15 protein-coding genes and 2 pseudogenes are annotated in these 15,020 nt (G+C 68.6%); 9 read left to right on the top strand and 8 right to left on the bottom strand.

Annotated features, from left to right (window positions below; translation table 11 throughout):
* Positions 1–183: 183 nt before the first annotated feature.
* From DIE04_RS03375 to DIE04_RS03365, 3 genes and pseudogenes are all read right to left on the bottom strand, one after another.
* Positions 184–921 carry a sulfite exporter TauE/SafE family protein gene (locus tag DIE04_RS03375; protein WP_124485404.1) on the bottom strand — a complete coding sequence of 246 codons (738 nt, stop codon included), beginning with the start codon at positions 919–921 and terminating at the stop codon, positions 184–186.
* A pseudogene (locus DIE04_RS30330) lies at positions 831–1,642 on the bottom strand (DUF488 family protein). Before DIE04_RS30330 ends, DIE04_RS03375 begins: the two are co-directional and overlap by 91 nt.
* Positions 1,643–1,701: 59 nt before the next feature.
* A pseudogene (locus tag DIE04_RS03365) lies at positions 1,702–1,926 on the bottom strand (DUF2945 domain-containing protein); the annotation flags it as partial.
* Between the two features lie 246 nt (positions 1,927–2,172).
* On the opposite strand from DIE04_RS03365, the gene DIE04_RS03360 reads away from it, so the two are divergent.
* The 3 genes from DIE04_RS03360 to DIE04_RS03350 all read left to right on the top strand — a co-directional run bounded on the left by DIE04_RS03360 (position 2,173) and on the right by DIE04_RS03350 (position 5,530).
* Positions 2,173–3,462, top strand: a complete 1,290-nt coding sequence (locus DIE04_RS03360; RefSeq protein WP_124522425.1) for an FAD-binding oxidoreductase — start codon at positions 2,173–2,175, stop codon at positions 3,460–3,462.
* A gap of 16 nt (positions 3,463–3,478) precedes the next feature.
* Entirely contained in the window at positions 3,479–4,036 is a 558-nt protein-coding gene (locus DIE04_RS03355; RefSeq protein WP_044847929.1) for a helix-turn-helix domain-containing protein, read from the top strand.
* A 147-nt stretch (positions 4,037–4,183) separates the two neighbouring features.
* A complete protein-coding gene (locus DIE04_RS03350; protein WP_124522423.1) occupies positions 4,184–5,530 on the top strand; it encodes a glutamine synthetase family protein in 1,347 nt (448 codons plus the stop codon).
* A 23-nt stretch (positions 5,531–5,553) separates the two neighbouring features.
* Here the strand turns inward: DIE04_RS03350 and DIE04_RS03345 are convergent, their stop codons facing one another.
* The 5 genes from DIE04_RS03345 to DIE04_RS03325 all read right to left on the bottom strand — a co-directional run bounded on the left by DIE04_RS03345 (position 5,554) and on the right by DIE04_RS03325 (position 10,672).
* Positions 5,554–6,081, bottom strand: a complete 528-nt coding sequence (locus DIE04_RS03345; protein WP_124522421.1) for a GNAT family N-acetyltransferase — start codon at positions 6,079–6,081, stop codon at positions 5,554–5,556.
* A 108-nt stretch (positions 6,082–6,189) separates the two neighbouring features.
* Positions 6,190–6,579 carry a lysozyme inhibitor LprI family protein gene (locus DIE04_RS03340; protein WP_124522419.1) on the bottom strand — a complete coding sequence of 130 codons (390 nt, stop codon included), beginning with the start codon at positions 6,577–6,579 and terminating at the stop codon, positions 6,190–6,192.
* Between the two features lie 50 nt (positions 6,580–6,629).
* Positions 6,630–7,391 carry an N-acetylmuramoyl-L-alanine amidase gene (locus DIE04_RS03335; protein ID WP_124522417.1) on the bottom strand — a complete coding sequence of 254 codons (762 nt, stop codon included), beginning with the start codon at positions 7,389–7,391 and terminating at the stop codon, positions 6,630–6,632.
* 147 nt (positions 7,392–7,538) lie between these two features.
* On the bottom strand, positions 7,539–9,158 hold the full coding sequence (locus DIE04_RS03330; protein WP_124522415.1) for an FAD-dependent oxidoreductase: 1,620 nt from the start codon (positions 9,156–9,158) through the stop codon (positions 7,539–7,541).
* The gene (locus DIE04_RS03325; RefSeq protein WP_124522413.1) at positions 9,158–10,672 is read right to left on the bottom strand and encodes a polyamine aminopropyltransferase; all 1,515 of its coding nucleotides are present in this window, start codon (positions 10,670–10,672) and stop codon (positions 9,158–9,160) included. Before DIE04_RS03325 ends, DIE04_RS03330 begins: the two co-directional genes overlap by 1 nt.
* Before the next feature lie 121 nt (positions 10,673–10,793).
* On the opposite strand from DIE04_RS03325, the gene DIE04_RS03320 reads away from it, so the two are divergent.
* The 6 genes from DIE04_RS03320 (at position 10,794) to DIE04_RS03300 (ending at position 15,008) form a co-directional block, all read left to right on the top strand.
* Complete coding sequence (locus DIE04_RS03320; protein WP_014898735.1) at positions 10,794–11,180, top strand: DUF350 domain-containing protein; 387 nt, start codon at positions 10,794–10,796, stop codon at positions 11,178–11,180.
* Between the two features lie 26 nt (positions 11,181–11,206).
* Positions 11,207–12,259, top strand: coding sequence for an SPFH domain-containing protein (locus DIE04_RS03315; protein ID WP_124522411.1), 1,053 nt, complete (start codon positions 11,207–11,209; stop codon positions 12,257–12,259).
* Positions 12,260–12,268: 9 nt separating this feature from the next.
* Positions 12,269–13,789, top strand: a complete 1,521-nt coding sequence (locus tag DIE04_RS03310; protein WP_124522409.1) for a DUF4178 domain-containing protein — start codon at positions 12,269–12,271, stop codon at positions 13,787–13,789.
* Entirely contained in the window at positions 13,789–13,935 is a 147-nt protein-coding gene (locus DIE04_RS29655) for a hypothetical protein (RefSeq protein ID WP_170296473.1), read from the top strand. The genes DIE04_RS03310 and DIE04_RS29655 overlap by 1 nt, the downstream gene beginning before the upstream one ends.
* Complete coding sequence (gene speD, locus DIE04_RS03305; protein WP_124522407.1) at positions 13,932–14,309, top strand: adenosylmethionine decarboxylase; 378 nt, start codon at positions 13,932–13,934, stop codon at positions 14,307–14,309. The genes DIE04_RS29655 and speD overlap by 4 nt, the downstream gene beginning before the upstream one ends.
* A gap of 102 nt (positions 14,310–14,411) precedes the next feature.
* Positions 14,412–15,008, top strand: coding sequence for a DJ-1/PfpI family protein (locus DIE04_RS03300; RefSeq protein WP_124522405.1), 597 nt, complete (start codon positions 14,412–14,414; stop codon positions 15,006–15,008).
* Positions 15,009–15,020: the final 12 nt, after the last annotated feature.

Below are 15,020 nucleotides of genomic sequence, written 5' to 3'. Positions count from 1 at the left end.
GCGCGCGCCTGCAAGCATTGACGAGCGGGGCGCGCAGGCCGCCCGCCGCGCCCGCGAATCCGCCGCGACATCGAGGCGGGCGCATTGCCCGCCATCGCTCGGCGCACGGGGCGCCTGCCGATCGATGGCGAGTTCGTCGCGACCGACGGCATGCGTGCCGTCGGCGCGATCGGGGCGCGCGCGTCAGATCGGCTTGACGAACAGCCCCACGGTCAGCGCGGCGCCGATGCAGACGATCGCGATCCGCAGCACGCGTTCGTTCACGCGGTGCAGCGCCCACGCGCCGAGCAGGCCGCCGACGATCGCGCCGCCGCCGAGCGCGATCGCCGCCTGCCAGTGGAGGTGCGGCGAGGTCAGGAACAGCACGACCGCCGACGCGTTCATCACGCCCGCGAGTGCGTTCTTGGTCGACATCGCGTGACGCGGCGACAGGCCGGCCATCGTCAGCGCGGCCATCATCAGGAAGCCGATGCCGCCGCCGAAGTAGCCGCCGTAGATCGCGATCAGGAACTGCGAGATCGCGGCCGTGACGGGGCCGACATGCTGCGTGCCGGCGCCGGTCTTGCGGAAGAAGCTGCCCCATGCGAACACGACCGTCGCGAACAGCACGAGCCACGGCACGAGGTGCGAGAAGATCGACGACGGGGTTTTCAGCAGCAGCAGGCCGCCGAGCGCGCCGCCGACCACGCTGATCGCGAACAGCGCGCGAAACGACAGCTTGCCCGCGCCGCGCACCATGTTCCGGCTGGCCCAGCCTGTCGTGACCTGGCCGGGAAACAGCGCGACCGTCGACGTGATGTTCGCCGCGAGCGGCGACATTCCCGACACGATCAGCGCGGGCAGCGTGACGAACGAGCCGCCGCCCGCGAGGGCGTTTTGCAGGCCGGCCCACAGGCCGGCGACGATGATGAGGGCGAGCATTGGTGCGGAAGCGGAGAAGTGGCGGGGCGCGCGGGTACGCGCGGCGGACGCCCGATGGTAATGCAGGATCGCGGCGGCGCAAAGCGGGCCGGCGCGCAGCGTTGCAGGGGGCGCGGCTGATCGACGTGGGCGTTGCGTCGGGCGTGATGCTTTCGCGCCGTTTCGCGTTTCGCCCGCGCCGTTACGCACCCGACCGGTGTCGCGTCACGCGTTCGGCTGCGTGTCGGCGTTTCCGCTGGCGCATCGCCTTCGACGTCCGGATAGACGATCGTACCGTCGTCCCGGATCACCGCGCCGGCAGTAAGACGCGTGGGCTCCACGCGGTTCTTGCCCATGATGTGCAGCACCGTTTCGCCGCGCGCGATCAGGTAGTCGGACACGATGCGCCGATGACAGCGCCACGACATGGCTTCCGAACGCATGATCGTGCAAAGCTGCCGGTGCCCTTGCGCGATCAGCTGTCGAGGCCCGCTCGAAACTCGGGCGACAGCGCGTAATCGGCGTAGCGATGGAAACTGCGGTTCGTCCAGAAGTCGTTGACGTCGTCGGGCACGCCGAGCGACTTGCCTCGCAGGCCGCCGAGTGCGGCGATGTGCTCGTAGGCGATGGCGGCCGCGGCCAGCTCGCCGGGAAGCGTTGCTTCGTTGAACTGCGGATTCGTGCGCGAACGCGTCATCTTCCGGATATCGGCGAGCAGCGCGATGTCGGACGCGTCGAGCATCTCGATGAACGCGTCGAGCGTGCGGTTCGAATGGCCGATCGTGTAGAACGGGAGCGCCACGAATCGTCCTTGCCGGCAACGCGTTCGAGCACGTGCCCGCGGTGCGCGGCGATGTGGTCGGTGCGGTCGCTCCTGATCTCGTATTGCGGATCGTCGGGCGATGCGTGTTCGCGATGAGCCTTGTAGTCGAAATCCTGCGTGTGGATCGCGATGGTCGTGCCGGTCACGTAACCGGCTTCGGAATTCCAGCGGACGTGGTCGCCCGGCTTGAATGGCGTCGTCATGCGGGGAGCCTCGTTGCATCGGTGCGGTGTCGTCGGTCGTTGCCGTACGCGTTATCGGCGCTCGCCGGGCATGGAAAAAGATACGGGCGGCGGGGGCGTGCCGGGCTGCGGACGCAAGCGTCGTGCCGGCGCCCTGCGAGCCTTCATTTTCCCAACGACGACGATCCCATCCTCCCGCTTGCCTCCGTGAAATTGACGTGCTAATTTTTCATGAAATTGGACGACTGAAATTTCACGGGAGCCCGCATGTTCGTGCAGTCCGACCGTCACGTCGCAAGCTACTACGCCGGCACCTACCCGGCGCCGATCCCGCGGCGTCCCGAACTGGACGAACGCATCGACGCCGACGTGCTGGTCGTCGGCGCGGGCTTCAGCGGGCTGCACACGGCGTTGCGCCTGGCGCTCGCGGGCAAGCGCGTGGTGGTGCTCGAAGCGAGCCGCGTCGCGTGGGCCGCATCGGGCCGCAACGGCGGACAGGCGCTGCTCGGCTGGTCGTGCGACATGCAGCCGCTCGAGGATTCGCTCGGCCGCGACGGCGCGCGCATGCTGTGGGACAGCATGCGCTGGGCCGCGGCCGAAGTGCGCGAACTGCCCGCGCGGCACGGCTTCGACATCGACTATCGGCCCGGCAGCCTGTGGGCCGCGGTGCGGCCGCGTCGCGTTGCGTTGCTCGCACAGGCCCGCGACGAAGCCGCGCAGCGCTGGGGCTACGACCGGCTGCGCGTGATCGGGCAGGACGAGATGCCCGAATGGATCGGCAGCGCGCGCTATCTCGCCGCGCTCTACGATCCCGAGGCCGGCCATCTGAATCCGCTGAAGCTCGCGCTCGGTCTTGCGCAGACGATCGAACGGGCCGGCGGCCGCATCTTCGAGCAAAGCCGCGTGCTCGACTGTCGCGAGACGGCCGGCGGTCACGTCGCACGCACCGCGCAGGGCGAAGTGCGCGCGGACGTGCTGGTGCTCGCGTGCAACGCGTACGTCGACCGGCTCGATCCCGAACTGTCGCGCCGGTTGCTGCCGGTCGGCACCTACCAGGTCGCGACCGCGCCGCTTTCGGCGGACGTCGCCCGCTCGCTGCTGCCGCGGAACAGCTGTGTGATCGACAACCAGTTCGTGCCCGACTACTTCCGCCTGAGCCCCGACAACCGCCTGCTGTTCGGCGGCGGCTGCACGTATCTCGGCGGGATTCCGGCCGACATCGCGGCCGCGACGCGCCCGCATCTCGAACGCGTGTTCCCGCAACTGGCCGGCGTGCCGCTCGACTACGTGTGGGGCGGTCACATCGACATCAGCATGCGCCGCACGCCGGACATCGGCCGCCGCGGCCAGCGCTTCTGGCTGCAGGGCTTCTCGGGGCACGGCGTGCTGCCGACGCTCGCCGGCGCGCGCGCGGTCGCCGATGCCGTGCTCGGCGACGATCGCCTGCTCGCGCAGTACCAGCGCATCCGCAACCCGCGCTTTCCCGGCGGCGACCGCCTCGCCGCGCCGCTGGAAGCGATCGGCAAGGCCTGGTACCGTTTGCGCGATACCGTCTGACGTACCGGAACTCATCATGAACGAACAGGAAGAGATAGAAAGTCTGGCGATCCTGATCCGCGACCTGCGCAAGCATCGCAAGGTCACGCTCAACGATCTCGCGGAACGGATCGGCCGCTCGGTCGGCTTTCTGTCGCAGGTCGAGCGCGGGCTGTCGCGCCCGACGGTCGCGGATCTCACCGCGATCGGCGAGGCGCTCGGCGTGCCGACCACGTATTTCTACAGCCTGAGCAAGCCGCGCAGCGTGCCGTGGGTCACGCGGCCCGACGAGCGGCGCACCGTGTATTACGCGGCCGGCATCACGGACATCCTCGTGTCGCCGAACATGCGCTCGCGCTTCTCGATCCTCGAGAGCCATCTCGCGCCCGGCGCGAGCAGCGGCGAGCGCTCCGTCGACGACAGCGACGAGCAGGGCGGCTTCGTGCTCGAAGGCGAGCTGACGATCTGGATCGACGGCGACGACACGCCCGTCACGCTCGGCCCGAACGACGCATTCCAGCTTCCCGCGCACAAGCGGTTTCGTTACGCGAACCTGGGCGACGCGCCGGCGCGCGTGATCTGGGTGTTCACCTGAGTTCGCCGGCGGGCGGTCCCACGGATCGTCGCGCCGTGCTGCTGGTTTGCAGTACTGATCGACATCGGGCATGTGACGTGCCGCATGCCGATGAGTCCGGTTCGCCGCGCTGCGGCACCGTCATACAAGACATGGAAAGGATGAGACATGGCTGACGTCGTTCCCGTGCTGGTCGATGAAGTCCGCGCATTCCGGCAGGCGCATCCCGAGATCCGTTATGTCGACCTGATCTGTCTCGACCTGCCGGGTCATTTCTACGGCAAGCGTTATCCGATCGATGCGCTCGAGAAGGTCGCGTCGGGCTCGTTGCTGAAGCTGCCGCAGAACTGCGTGCTGCTCGGCACGCAGGGCGGCCTCTACAAGATCGGCGATTACTGCTTCAACGACGGTGACCCCGACGCGCCGCGCCGCCTGATTCCCGGCACGCTGAAGCCGGTGCGCTGGGAGCGGCAGCCGCTCGCGCAGATGCTGATCAGCTCCGACGGCACGGACGCGCCGATCGAGTTCGAGCCGCGCGAGGTGCTGGCGCGCGTGCTGCGGCGGTTCGCGGCGCGCGGCATCCGGCCGGTCGTCGCGTTCGAGCTCGAGTTCTACCTGTTCGCCGCGCAACTCGCGGACGGGCTGCCGCAGTATCCGCGCGACCGCTTGAGCGACGACCGCGACGACCAGCCGAACATGCACATCGAACGCCTGTCGCGGTTTTCCGATGTGCTGCACGAGATGGTCGAGGCCGCGCGCGAGCAGGGCGTCGACGCGACGGTGATCACGGCCGAGCTCGGGCCCGGCCAGTTCGAGATCAACTTCGGCCATACCGACGACGCGCTGCGCGCGGCCGACTGGTCGGCGCTGTTCTGCCGCAGCACGCGCGGCGTCGCGCTGCAGCACGGCTATCGTGCGAGCTTCATGGGCAAGCCGTACCTGCATGCGCCGGGCAGCGGGATGCACGTGCACGTGAGCCTGTATGACGACGCGGGCCGCAACCTGCTCGCAGCGGACGCGCAGCGGCCGCTGCGGCATGCGGTGGCCGGCTGCCTCGCGCTGCTGCCGCACTGCATGCCGGTATTCGCGCCGAACCACAATGCGTTCCGCCGCTACGGCTCGATGGTGAATGCGGCGAGCCGTGCAAGCTGGGGCTTCGAGGATCGCGACGCGTGCATCCGGATTCCGGAATCGGATGCGCGCAATCTGCGCATCGAGCATCGGCTCGCGAGCGCGGACGCGAATCCGTACCTGGTGCTCGCGGCGATCCTGTCCGGGATGGAGCATGGGCTCGACGCACGGATCGAGCCGATCGCGCCGCTCAACGACGATCGCGGCAGCGGGATCGATTTCCCGAAGGAGATGCTGTCGGCCGTCGCGGCGATGCAGGATCACGTGGCCGTGCGCGACGGGCTCGGCAGTGAATTCGTGATGGTGTATTGCGAGAACAAGCGGCAGGAGGAACTGGATTTTCGCAACGAGATCGGGGCGCGCGAGTATCGGTGGTTTCTTTGACGTGCTGCGCCGACCGGCGCGGACTATGGAAGTGCGCGCCAGTAGCGCACTTCGTCGATCGACGTCCCGTCGATGTCGAACGTCTTGATGTCGCTTTCGGCGACGAAGCCTTCACGTTCGTAGAACGCGCGCGCGCGGCGGTTCTCGACGATTGCCCAGAGCGACACCCATGCATGCCCCCCGTCGTGCAGCGACCGGCAAGCATGCCGGACCAGCGCCTTGCCGATTCCTTTGCCGCAATGCAGCGGATGCAGATAGATCGCGTGGATTTCACCCCACGCGCGATCCTTGTCGGCGTCGCGCGTCGTGCCGTACGCGACCCAGCCCGTCACGCCGTCTGCGTCGAATGCGACCGTGACGCGCGTTTCGCCTGCCGCGAGCGCGTGGTGCCAGAAGTCGGTACGTTGTTCGACCGACAAACCTGCAAGGAACGACGCCGGCATGATGCCGTCGTAGGTTGCCCGCCACGATGCGACGTGGATCGCGGCGATGGCTGCGGCATCGGCCGGCGTGGCTGTGCGGATGGCGATCGTGGTCGTTTTCGAGGGCATGCGTGCGTGGTTTGACCGGTTGCGGGATACAACGATGAAGCAGCCCCGTTCAACGCCGTGAATCGGGCGTGCATGCAGGTGCGGTGTCGCGCCGCACCTGCACCGTCCTTACTCGCCGAGCTTCGCCGTCACGCACCCCGTGCTCGAGCATTCGCGCTCGCGTTCGCGCAGGAACGACAGGCGCGATTGCGTGAAGTCGATCGCGCATTGCAGGTTCACGAGATAGCCGTCGTCGCGCGTTTCGCTGCAGCGGTCGTCGCGCCGCTTCATCCACGCGAGCTGGCCGGTCTTCAGCTTCGCCTGCTGGTCGCCGCTCAGTTGCTTGCGCACGCGGCCGTACTCGTCGTTCAGTTCGCGGTCGACCTGCGAGAACTCGTTGCTGCTGCAGTACACCTGGTCGAACGCGCTGCGCGGTTTGCCGCAGCCGGCCGCCTGCGCGGAGAACGGCACGGCAAGCGCGAGCAGCGTGCAGGATACGAGCAGATTCTTCTTCATCATTGTGGTGCTCCTCACTGGGTGAAAACCGTTGAAACCGACCGGCGGCGCCTTTACCGGGCCGCCGTACACGCGTCGATCCCGCCCGCGATCGCGGTGGCGAGGCGCTGGATCGTCTCGCGCTGCGCGAGTCGCTTTTCCTCGTCGGGATTGACGATCACGCCCGCCTCGACCAGAACGGCCGGGATCGGCGCGGTACGCAGCACGACGAGATCGTCGAAGCGGTGGATGCCGAGTTGCGGATCGATCAGCGGGCGGTTCTCGCCCTTGATCGGCTGCGCGTGATACAGCGACGGCCGTTCGCCGGCCGCGACCAGGCGTTCGGCGATCGCCTTCGCGCAACGCAGGCTTTCCGCGTAGTGCGGATTACGCTCGGACACGAACACGGCGAAACCGCGGAAGTCGCGCTGCCGTCCCGCGTCGATGAACTGCTGCTGCATCGAATCGTGATGGATCGACACGAACAGATTTGCGTCCGGCGCCTGCGTCGAGCGCTGGTCGAGCGCGATCTCGCGGCCATCGGCCGACGTGCGCAGCACGCGGTCGCCGTGCGCGGCGAGTGTCTCCGCGACGGCGGTGGACAGGTCGAGGTTGTACCGGTATTCGACGCGGCCGCTTGCGCCGGTGGCACCCGGGTGGGCCGGCGTATGGCCGGTGTCGACGACGACGTAGCGGCCGGAGGCCGGCTGTGCGTCCGGACCTGCCGCATCGGCCGCATGCAGCGCGAGCGGCGCGCCGAGCAGCGGGCCGCATGCGAGCAGGCGCGCGGCGGCGCGCACGAACGGACGAAGGCGTCGAAGGGTTCGGTTTGTCATTGTTGTTGTCGAGGAGGGCATGCGGCGCGTCGCCTGGCGCGCACCGTCGGCCTGCTCAATGCAGTCGGAATGTCGCGCGATTATAGCGGTTGCCGGCGGCGCCGCAATGACGGAAGGCGCGGCGTCGCGCGCGCCGGAAACCGGCGCTCAGGCGAGCACGCGCCGGGCCGCGAGCATGCCCCAGTACGATGCTTCCTCGAACAGCGACAGCCCGGACAGGTCCGCATGCGCGAACACGACGGGGCCATCAGCCTCGCGCAGCGCGAGCAGCCCCGGCCGGCTCAGGAAGCCGACATCGGGTGTCGCCATCGCGTGGCCGCGCACGGTGATCTCGAGCGCCGTCGCATGCTTCCACAGTTCGCGTCCGTAGACGGCCTGCAGGTCGATCGCCGCCTGTTCGCGCAAGGCATCGGGCTTTGCCTGGGCAAGCCAGCGGCGCGTGTCGTCCGGCGTTTGCGTACTCAACGCCTGATAGGCGGAGAACACGGAGCGGGTCGGCGGCGACATCCGGATCAGCTGGTGCGTCGACACGACATAGCCGAGCCCCGCGCCGTCGTAGACGACGTTGTCCCACGCGAGCGGCACGCCGGCTGCCTCGGCCGGCATCCCGTCGAGCAGGAAATTGGACACGAGCCACGGCGCGCGCGGCGGCAGGTCGCGCGTGGGATCGAAACCGTACGCGCGCAACTGCGGAAACACGCGAGCCGCGACGAACAGCGGCATGGCGCTGACGACGCGCCGCGCCTTCAGCATGAACGTCGACAGCGTGCCGTCGTCACCGACACGCGCACACAGCACGTCGACGCCGCCCGCGCGCTCGGTCGCGCGAACGGCGAAGCCGTGCCGCGACCACGCGTTCGAGCCGGTGCGCGCGGTGATCGAGTCGCTCAGCTTCGTCACCATCGTATGCAGCCCGTCGGGCCAGGTCAGCACGGCGCCGTCGCCCGCGTCGCTCGCGTGGCCGCCGCGCGACGAGAAGTAGTGCAGGCCGGCCCACGCGGACACGTGCTCGTAACCCGCACCGTAGTCGTCGCGGCAGCAGTAGTTCAGGTACCAGTGCAGCGCGGTCGCGGTGTAGCCCTCGTCGAGCAGCCACTGCCTGAACGAGCGCCGGTCGAGCGCGCGCCAGCGCGGGTCGCGCGACGATTCCGCGAGCGGAATGCAGAACACCTTGCGGCCGTCCGCGCCGCGCGCGGAGCGCAGGCTGTCGGTGTAGGCGAAGAAGCGCGTTTGCTGCGCGAGCGCATCGGCGTCGAGGGCGGCCGTCGGCACGATGCCGTCCTGCCACTGGCCTCCGATGAACAGCCGTTCGTCGGGGGCGTGCACGAGCGCGCGTTCGTCGTACGCGGGTTGCGCGGAGAACGGCGCCGCTTCGATCACGCCGAGATCGGCGAGCATGTCGCGCAGATGTGCGGATTCGAGCGACGGCAGCGGCAGGTAGTGCGCGCCCTTCGGATAGCCGAGTTCGCCGAAGCGGCCGCCGGCCGCATTGCCGCCGAATTCGGGCCCGGCGAGCACGACGAAGCGTGTGTGTCCCGCGCGCGCGAGCTGCCACGCGCACGACAACCCGGCCGCGCCCGAGCCGAGGACCGCGACGTCGGTCTCGATCGTGCCGGAAGGCGGCGGCAGCGCCGCGTGGTCGCGCAGCGCATGGCCTTCGCGCATGCCGGGGTAGCCGACGCGCGGCGTCGTCTCGAGCCAGCCGGTGCGGCCGCACGCGGCGAGCGACGCCGCCGCGGACGCGACGAGGAACGTGCGGCGATCCATCAGCGCAGCACGTGCTTCCAGTCGTCGTCGAAGCGGCGCACGAGCGGCTGGTCGTTGAGTTCATTCGGCGACATCGGCAGCGCCGGCATGTCAGCCGGGAAGTGGAACATCTCGGCGGCCGTCTGCGCGTCGAGCCAGCGCGTCGGCACCGAATAGCGTGTCGGCACGGTGAAGTCGCGACGCTTGCCGGCGATCACGAACCCCCAGTCGCCAAACGACGGCACGTAGCAGTGGTACGGCCAGGTGTTGAGCCCGGCTTCGCGCAGCGTCGCGATGATCGTCCAGTACGCGTGCGGCGCGAAGTACGGCGACGTCGACTGGATCACCGCATAGCCGTTCTCGGACAGGTGGCGCGCGAGCAGCCGGAACACCGGCACCGAATACAGCCGGCCGAGCCCGAAGTTGGTCGGATCGGGGAAGTCGACGACGATCGCGTCGTACACGTCGGCGTTCGATTCGAGCCAGCGCACCGCATCGTCGTTGATCACCTGTACGCGCGGGTCCTTCAGCGAACCCTGGTTCAGCTTCACGAGCGGCGCCGAAGTCGAGAACAGCTTCGTCATCGCGGGATCGAGATCGACGAGCGTGATCCGTTCGAGATTGCGGTGCTTGAGCAGTTCGCGCACCGCGAGGCCGTCGCCGCCGCCGAGCACGAGCACGCGCTTCGCCCACGGCAGCGCCTCGATCGTCGGATGGATCAGCGCCTCGTGATAGCGATGCTCGTCGCGCGACGAGAACTGCAGGTTGCCGTTCAGGTACAGCCGCATGTCGTCGTGCCACTGCGTGAGCACGATGCGCTGGTACGGCGTCGTTTCCGAATAGATCGTCTCGTCGCCGTACACGCCGTGCTCGGCCCAGTGCGTGATGCGGTCCGACAGCGCGAAGCCGGCGACGAGCAGCCCGATCACGAGCGACGCGCGCATCAGCTTGCCGCGCACGTTGCGGATCTCGGCGCGGAACAGGTGCGTGGTCCACAGCGCGACGAACGCGTTCAGCAGCCCGAACAGGAAGCTCGTGCGCAACAGGCCGAGACGCGGCGCGAGCACGAGCGGAAAGATCAGCGACACGGCGAGCGAGCCGAGATAGTCGAAGGTCAGCACTTCGCTGACGGTATGGCGGAACGCCTGGCGGCGCTGCTGGAACGCGCGCATCACGAGCGGAATCTCCATCCCGATCAGCAGGCCGAGCGCGAGCACGAGCGCGTAGAGCGCCGCGCGGAACGGCGCGGCGAGCCACGCGAACACCGCGAACAGCAGCGCTGCCGACACGCCGCCGAGCAGGCCGACGAGCAGCTCGATGTCGACGAAGCGGTCGAGCACGTCGTCGTCCTCGACAAACTTCGCGAGCCACGAGCCGATCCCCATCGCGAACAGGTAGCAGCCGATCACCGACGAGAACTGCAGGATCGAATCGCCGAGCAGGTAGCTCGACAGCGCGCTGCTGATCAGTTCGTAGCCGAGCCCGCACGACGCGAGCACGAGGATCGACAGGACGAGCGCGCGCTTATGCAGCATGGCGCGTCCGTTGTGCAGTGCTCGTCAATGTGGATATACTGGCGCGGATTTTCGTGGGGTGGCCCGCCATGGGCCGGCCTGCGACGGGGCGGCGAACCGAGCACAAAATCCGAGGAAAAGAATGAATAGTGCCTATCTTTATGCGGTTCATTTGCTGTCGGCGTTCGTGCTGCTTTTCGTGTTCGCGGCAGTGTACCTGAAGGTCACCCCGTTCGACGAACTGGCCTTGATCCGTGACGGCAACGCGGCCGCGACGCTGTCGTTCGGCGGCGCGCTGGTCGGCTTCTGCCTGACGCTCGCGTCCAGCATCGCGCACAACTCGACGCTCGGCGAAGTCGTGCTGTGGGCCGTCGGCGCAATGGCCGTGCAGCTCGTCACCTACGCGGTGCTGACCCGCCTGATTCCCGGCATGAACCATGCGATCGAGGATCGCAACGTCGCGATGGGTGGCCTGATGGGCACCGCGTCGCTCGTCGTCGGCATCATCAATGCCGCCTGCCTGACCTGACACGCCACGCGTCCTGGGAGACCGACATGAGTCTGGGTTCGTTTATCCGCAAGCAGTTCATCGACGTCCTGCAATGGACGGAAGACACCGACGGCGTGCTGGCCTGGCGCTATCCGATGGAAGACCAGGAGATCCAGTACGGCGGCCAGCTGACCGTGCGCGAAACGCAGGTCGCGATCTTCGTCAACGAAGGCAAGGTCGCCGACGTGTTCCAGCCGGGGCTGTACAAGCTGGAAACGCGCACGCTGCCGGTGCTCACGTACCTGAAGAACTGGGACAAGTTCTTTCAGTCGCCTTTCAAGTCGGATGTCTACTTCTTCAGCACGCGGCTGCAGCTCGGCCGGCGCTGGGGCACCGCGCAGCCGGTGACGATCCGCGATCGCGAATTCGGCTTCGTGCAGCTGCGCGCGTTCGGCATCTACTCGTACCGGATCGTCGATGCGGCCGCGTTCCACCGCGAGGTGAGCGGCACGCGCGCGCAGTACACGGTCGACGATCTCGAGCAGCAGCTGCGCAACCTGGTCGTCACCGCGATGAGCACGACGTTCGGTTCCGCCGACGTGCCGTTCGTCGACATGGCCGCGAACCAGACGCTGCTGTCGCAACGCGTCGCCGAGGCGCTGGTGCCGGTGTTCACGCGCTACGGCCTCGCGCTCGATGCATTCGCGGTCGAAAGCGTGTCGCTGCCGGCCGAGCTGCAGAAGGCGCTCGACCTGCGGATCGGCGCGGGGATGGCCGGCGATCTCGCCCGCGCGACGCAATACCAGACGGCGCAGGCGATTCCGCTGGCCGCGCAGAACCCGGGCGGCATCGCGGGTGTCGGCGCGGGGCTCGCGGCCGGCGCGGCGATCGGGCAGGCGATGGCCGGCCAGATCGCGGGCGCCGCGCAACCGGCGCCGGCCGCACCGCCCGCGCCCGTCGCGGCACCGGTTGCCGCCGCGCAGCCGGCCGCACCGGCCGAAGGGACCGATTACGTGCAACGCCTCGAACAGCTGAAGGCGCTGCTCGACAAGGGCCTCGTCACCGAAGAGGACTATGCGCGCGCGAAGGCGGACATCCTCGCGAAGCTCACCCGGTAAGCGTCGCGCATGTTCAGTACTTCGTGCCCCCAGTGCGGCGCGCCGGTCGAGTTTCGCTCGGCGGCGGCGGTGATGGCCGTCTGCGCGTTCTGTCGCAGCACGCTGCTCAAGCGCGGCGCCGACGTCGAGCGCATCGGCGAGCTGGCCACGGTGCTCGACGACGCGTCGCCGATCCAGATCGGCACGGCCGGGCGCTACGGCAAGCGCACGTTCACGGTGCTCGGTCGCATCCAGATGACCTACGACGCCGGCATGTGGAGCGAGTGGTACGTCGTGTTCGACGACGGCGCGTTCGGCTGGCTGTCGGATGCGTCGGGCCAGTATGCGGTCACGGTGCGCGAGCCCGACGATGCGTCGGGCGGCGCGTGGCCCGCGTTCGGCACGCTCGAACCGGGCATGCGGATCGACCACGGCGGCCGCGCGTATCTCGTGTCCGACGTGCGTACCGCGCGCTGCACGGGCGGCGACGGCGAGTTGCCGTTCCGCATCGATGCGGGCTGGGAAGCGCGCGTCGTCGACCTGCGCACCGGCAATGCATTCGCGACTTACGACTATTCCGACGCCGACGCGAACGGCGGGAGCCCGGCCGTCTACAGCGGCGAAGCGATGGAATTCGACGCGCTCGCATTCACGGGGCTGCGCGATACCGACAACGACACGCGGGAGAAACGGGGCGCGCAGATGGTGCCGTTCGCGTGCCCGAGCTGCGGCGCGCCGCTGTCGTATGCACCGAACCTCGCCGACTACGTCGTGTGCGGCAGCTGTCACGCGGGCGTGCAGTGCACGGCCGAGCAGCAGACCGTGTTCGCCGCGCAGCGCAAGCTCGATGCGGTGAAGGGCGCGCTGGAGCTCGGCGCGACCGGCACGTTCGACGGCGTGAAGTACACGGTGATCGGCATGATGCGTTGCCGCGTGCCGGGCGACGACGAGACGTGGGACGAATACCTGCTGCTGAACCCGAAGCGCGGCTTCCTGTGGCTCGTGCAGAGCGAAGGGCGCTGGGAACGCGTGCAGGTACTCGACCACTGGCCGACGATCGGCGGCGAGTCCGACGTCACCGACGAAGGCAAGACCTATCGACTGCGCGAGACGTACGACTCGGAAGTCGTGTACGTGGTCGGCGCGTTCAACTGGCGCGTGCAGGTCGGCGACCGCACGTCGATTGCCGACTACGGCTGGCAGAAGGACAAGCTCACGCGTGAGCGCAGCGCCGCGGAAATCGTCTGGTCGCGTGCGCGGCCGTTGTCGGCCGGCGCACTGGCCGAACGCTTCGCGACGCCGGCGCTCGCGACGGCAGCGGTTGCGTCCGCAACGGGTTCCGCCGGGACGTCGACGGGCCTGTTCGGCGCGAAGCAGCCGCATAGCTTCGCACCGCTGCCGATCGTGTTCAGCGCGATGCTCGTGATCTTCAACCTGGGTTCGCTGTTCTCGTTCAGCGGCCGCTCCGTCTACGTGCTGATCGGCCTGCTCGTGCTGTGGCTGCCGGAATGGCTGTGGAAGGGCTTCGCGTCCGACGGGGGCAACTCGTAATGCGTTACATCCTCTACGGACTTTACGGGCTGATCGTCGTCACGCTGTTCAGCTGCGCGTCGCTCGGCGGCAGCGGTTCGGGCGGCAGCGGCTGGGGCAGTTCGTCGGCGCGCAGCGGCTATTCGTCGTACGGGTCGCACAAATGACGGCGCGAGACGGTATCGCCGCGCCGCGTGCGACGCTCGGCTCGCACGTGCTGGCCGATCTCGCCGGCATCGACGCGGCACTGCTGCGCGACGCCGCGCGGCTCGAGACGATACTCACCGACGCCGCGCAGCAGGCCGGCGCACGCGTGATCGGCGCGCATTTCCATCACTTCGGCGGTGAGCATGGGGTGACGGGTGTCGTGCTGCTCGCGGAGTCGCACATCACGATTCATACGTGGCCGGAGCACGGCTTCGCAGCCGTCGATGCGTTCATGTGCGGCGCCGCGCGCGCCGCCGAGGCGGTCGATGCGATCGCCACCGCGCTCGGCACGCACGCGCAGGTCCGGCAGCAGGTGGCGCGCGGCGTCACATGAGCGACCGGGCGACAGCGGTGGTCGCGCATGCGACGACGCGCTGCACCGATTTCGCGAACCGCTTATGATCGTGCGGTACGACGTCCCCGCACAGAGGCCCCCATGCACATCGCCGTCCTGACCTTCGACGGTTTCAACGAACTCGATTCGCTGATCGCGCTCGGGATTCTCAACCGGGTCAGGCAGCCGGGCTGGCGGGTGTCGATCGCGAGCCCGACCGCCCGCGTACGCTCGATGAACGGCGTGACGATCGACGCGCAAGCGTCGCTGCAGGACGCCCGCGACGCGGACGCCGTGCTGGTGGGCAGCGGCGTGCGGACCCGCGACGTCGTCGCCGATGCCGCATTGATGGCGCAATTGCAGTTCGACCCCGCGCGGCAGTTGCTCGGCGCGCAGTGCTCGGGCACGCTCGTGCTGGCGAAGCTGGGCTGGCTCGGCGATGTCCCCGCGTGTACCGACCTGACCACGAAGCCGTGGGTGCAGGAAGCCGGCGTGGCCGTGCTCGACCAGCCGTTCGTGGCCAGCGGGAACGTCGCGACCGCCGGCGGGTGCCTGTCGTCGCAGTATCTGGCCGCGTGGTTCATCGCGCGTCTGGCCGGCATCGAGGCCGCGCGCAGTGCGATTCACTATGTCGCGCCGGTGGGCGAGAAGGACGATTACGTCTCGCGCGCGATCGCGAACATTTCGCCGTTCCTCTGATGCGTGCGGTGT

This window comes from Burkholderia sp. Bp8994 (genome assembly GCF_003853805.1).
Classification (GTDB): domain Bacteria; phylum Pseudomonadota; class Gammaproteobacteria; order Burkholderiales; family Burkholderiaceae; genus Burkholderia.
Note: the sequence above shows the minus strand (reverse complement) of the source record. Positions and strands in the feature narration are given on the sequence as shown.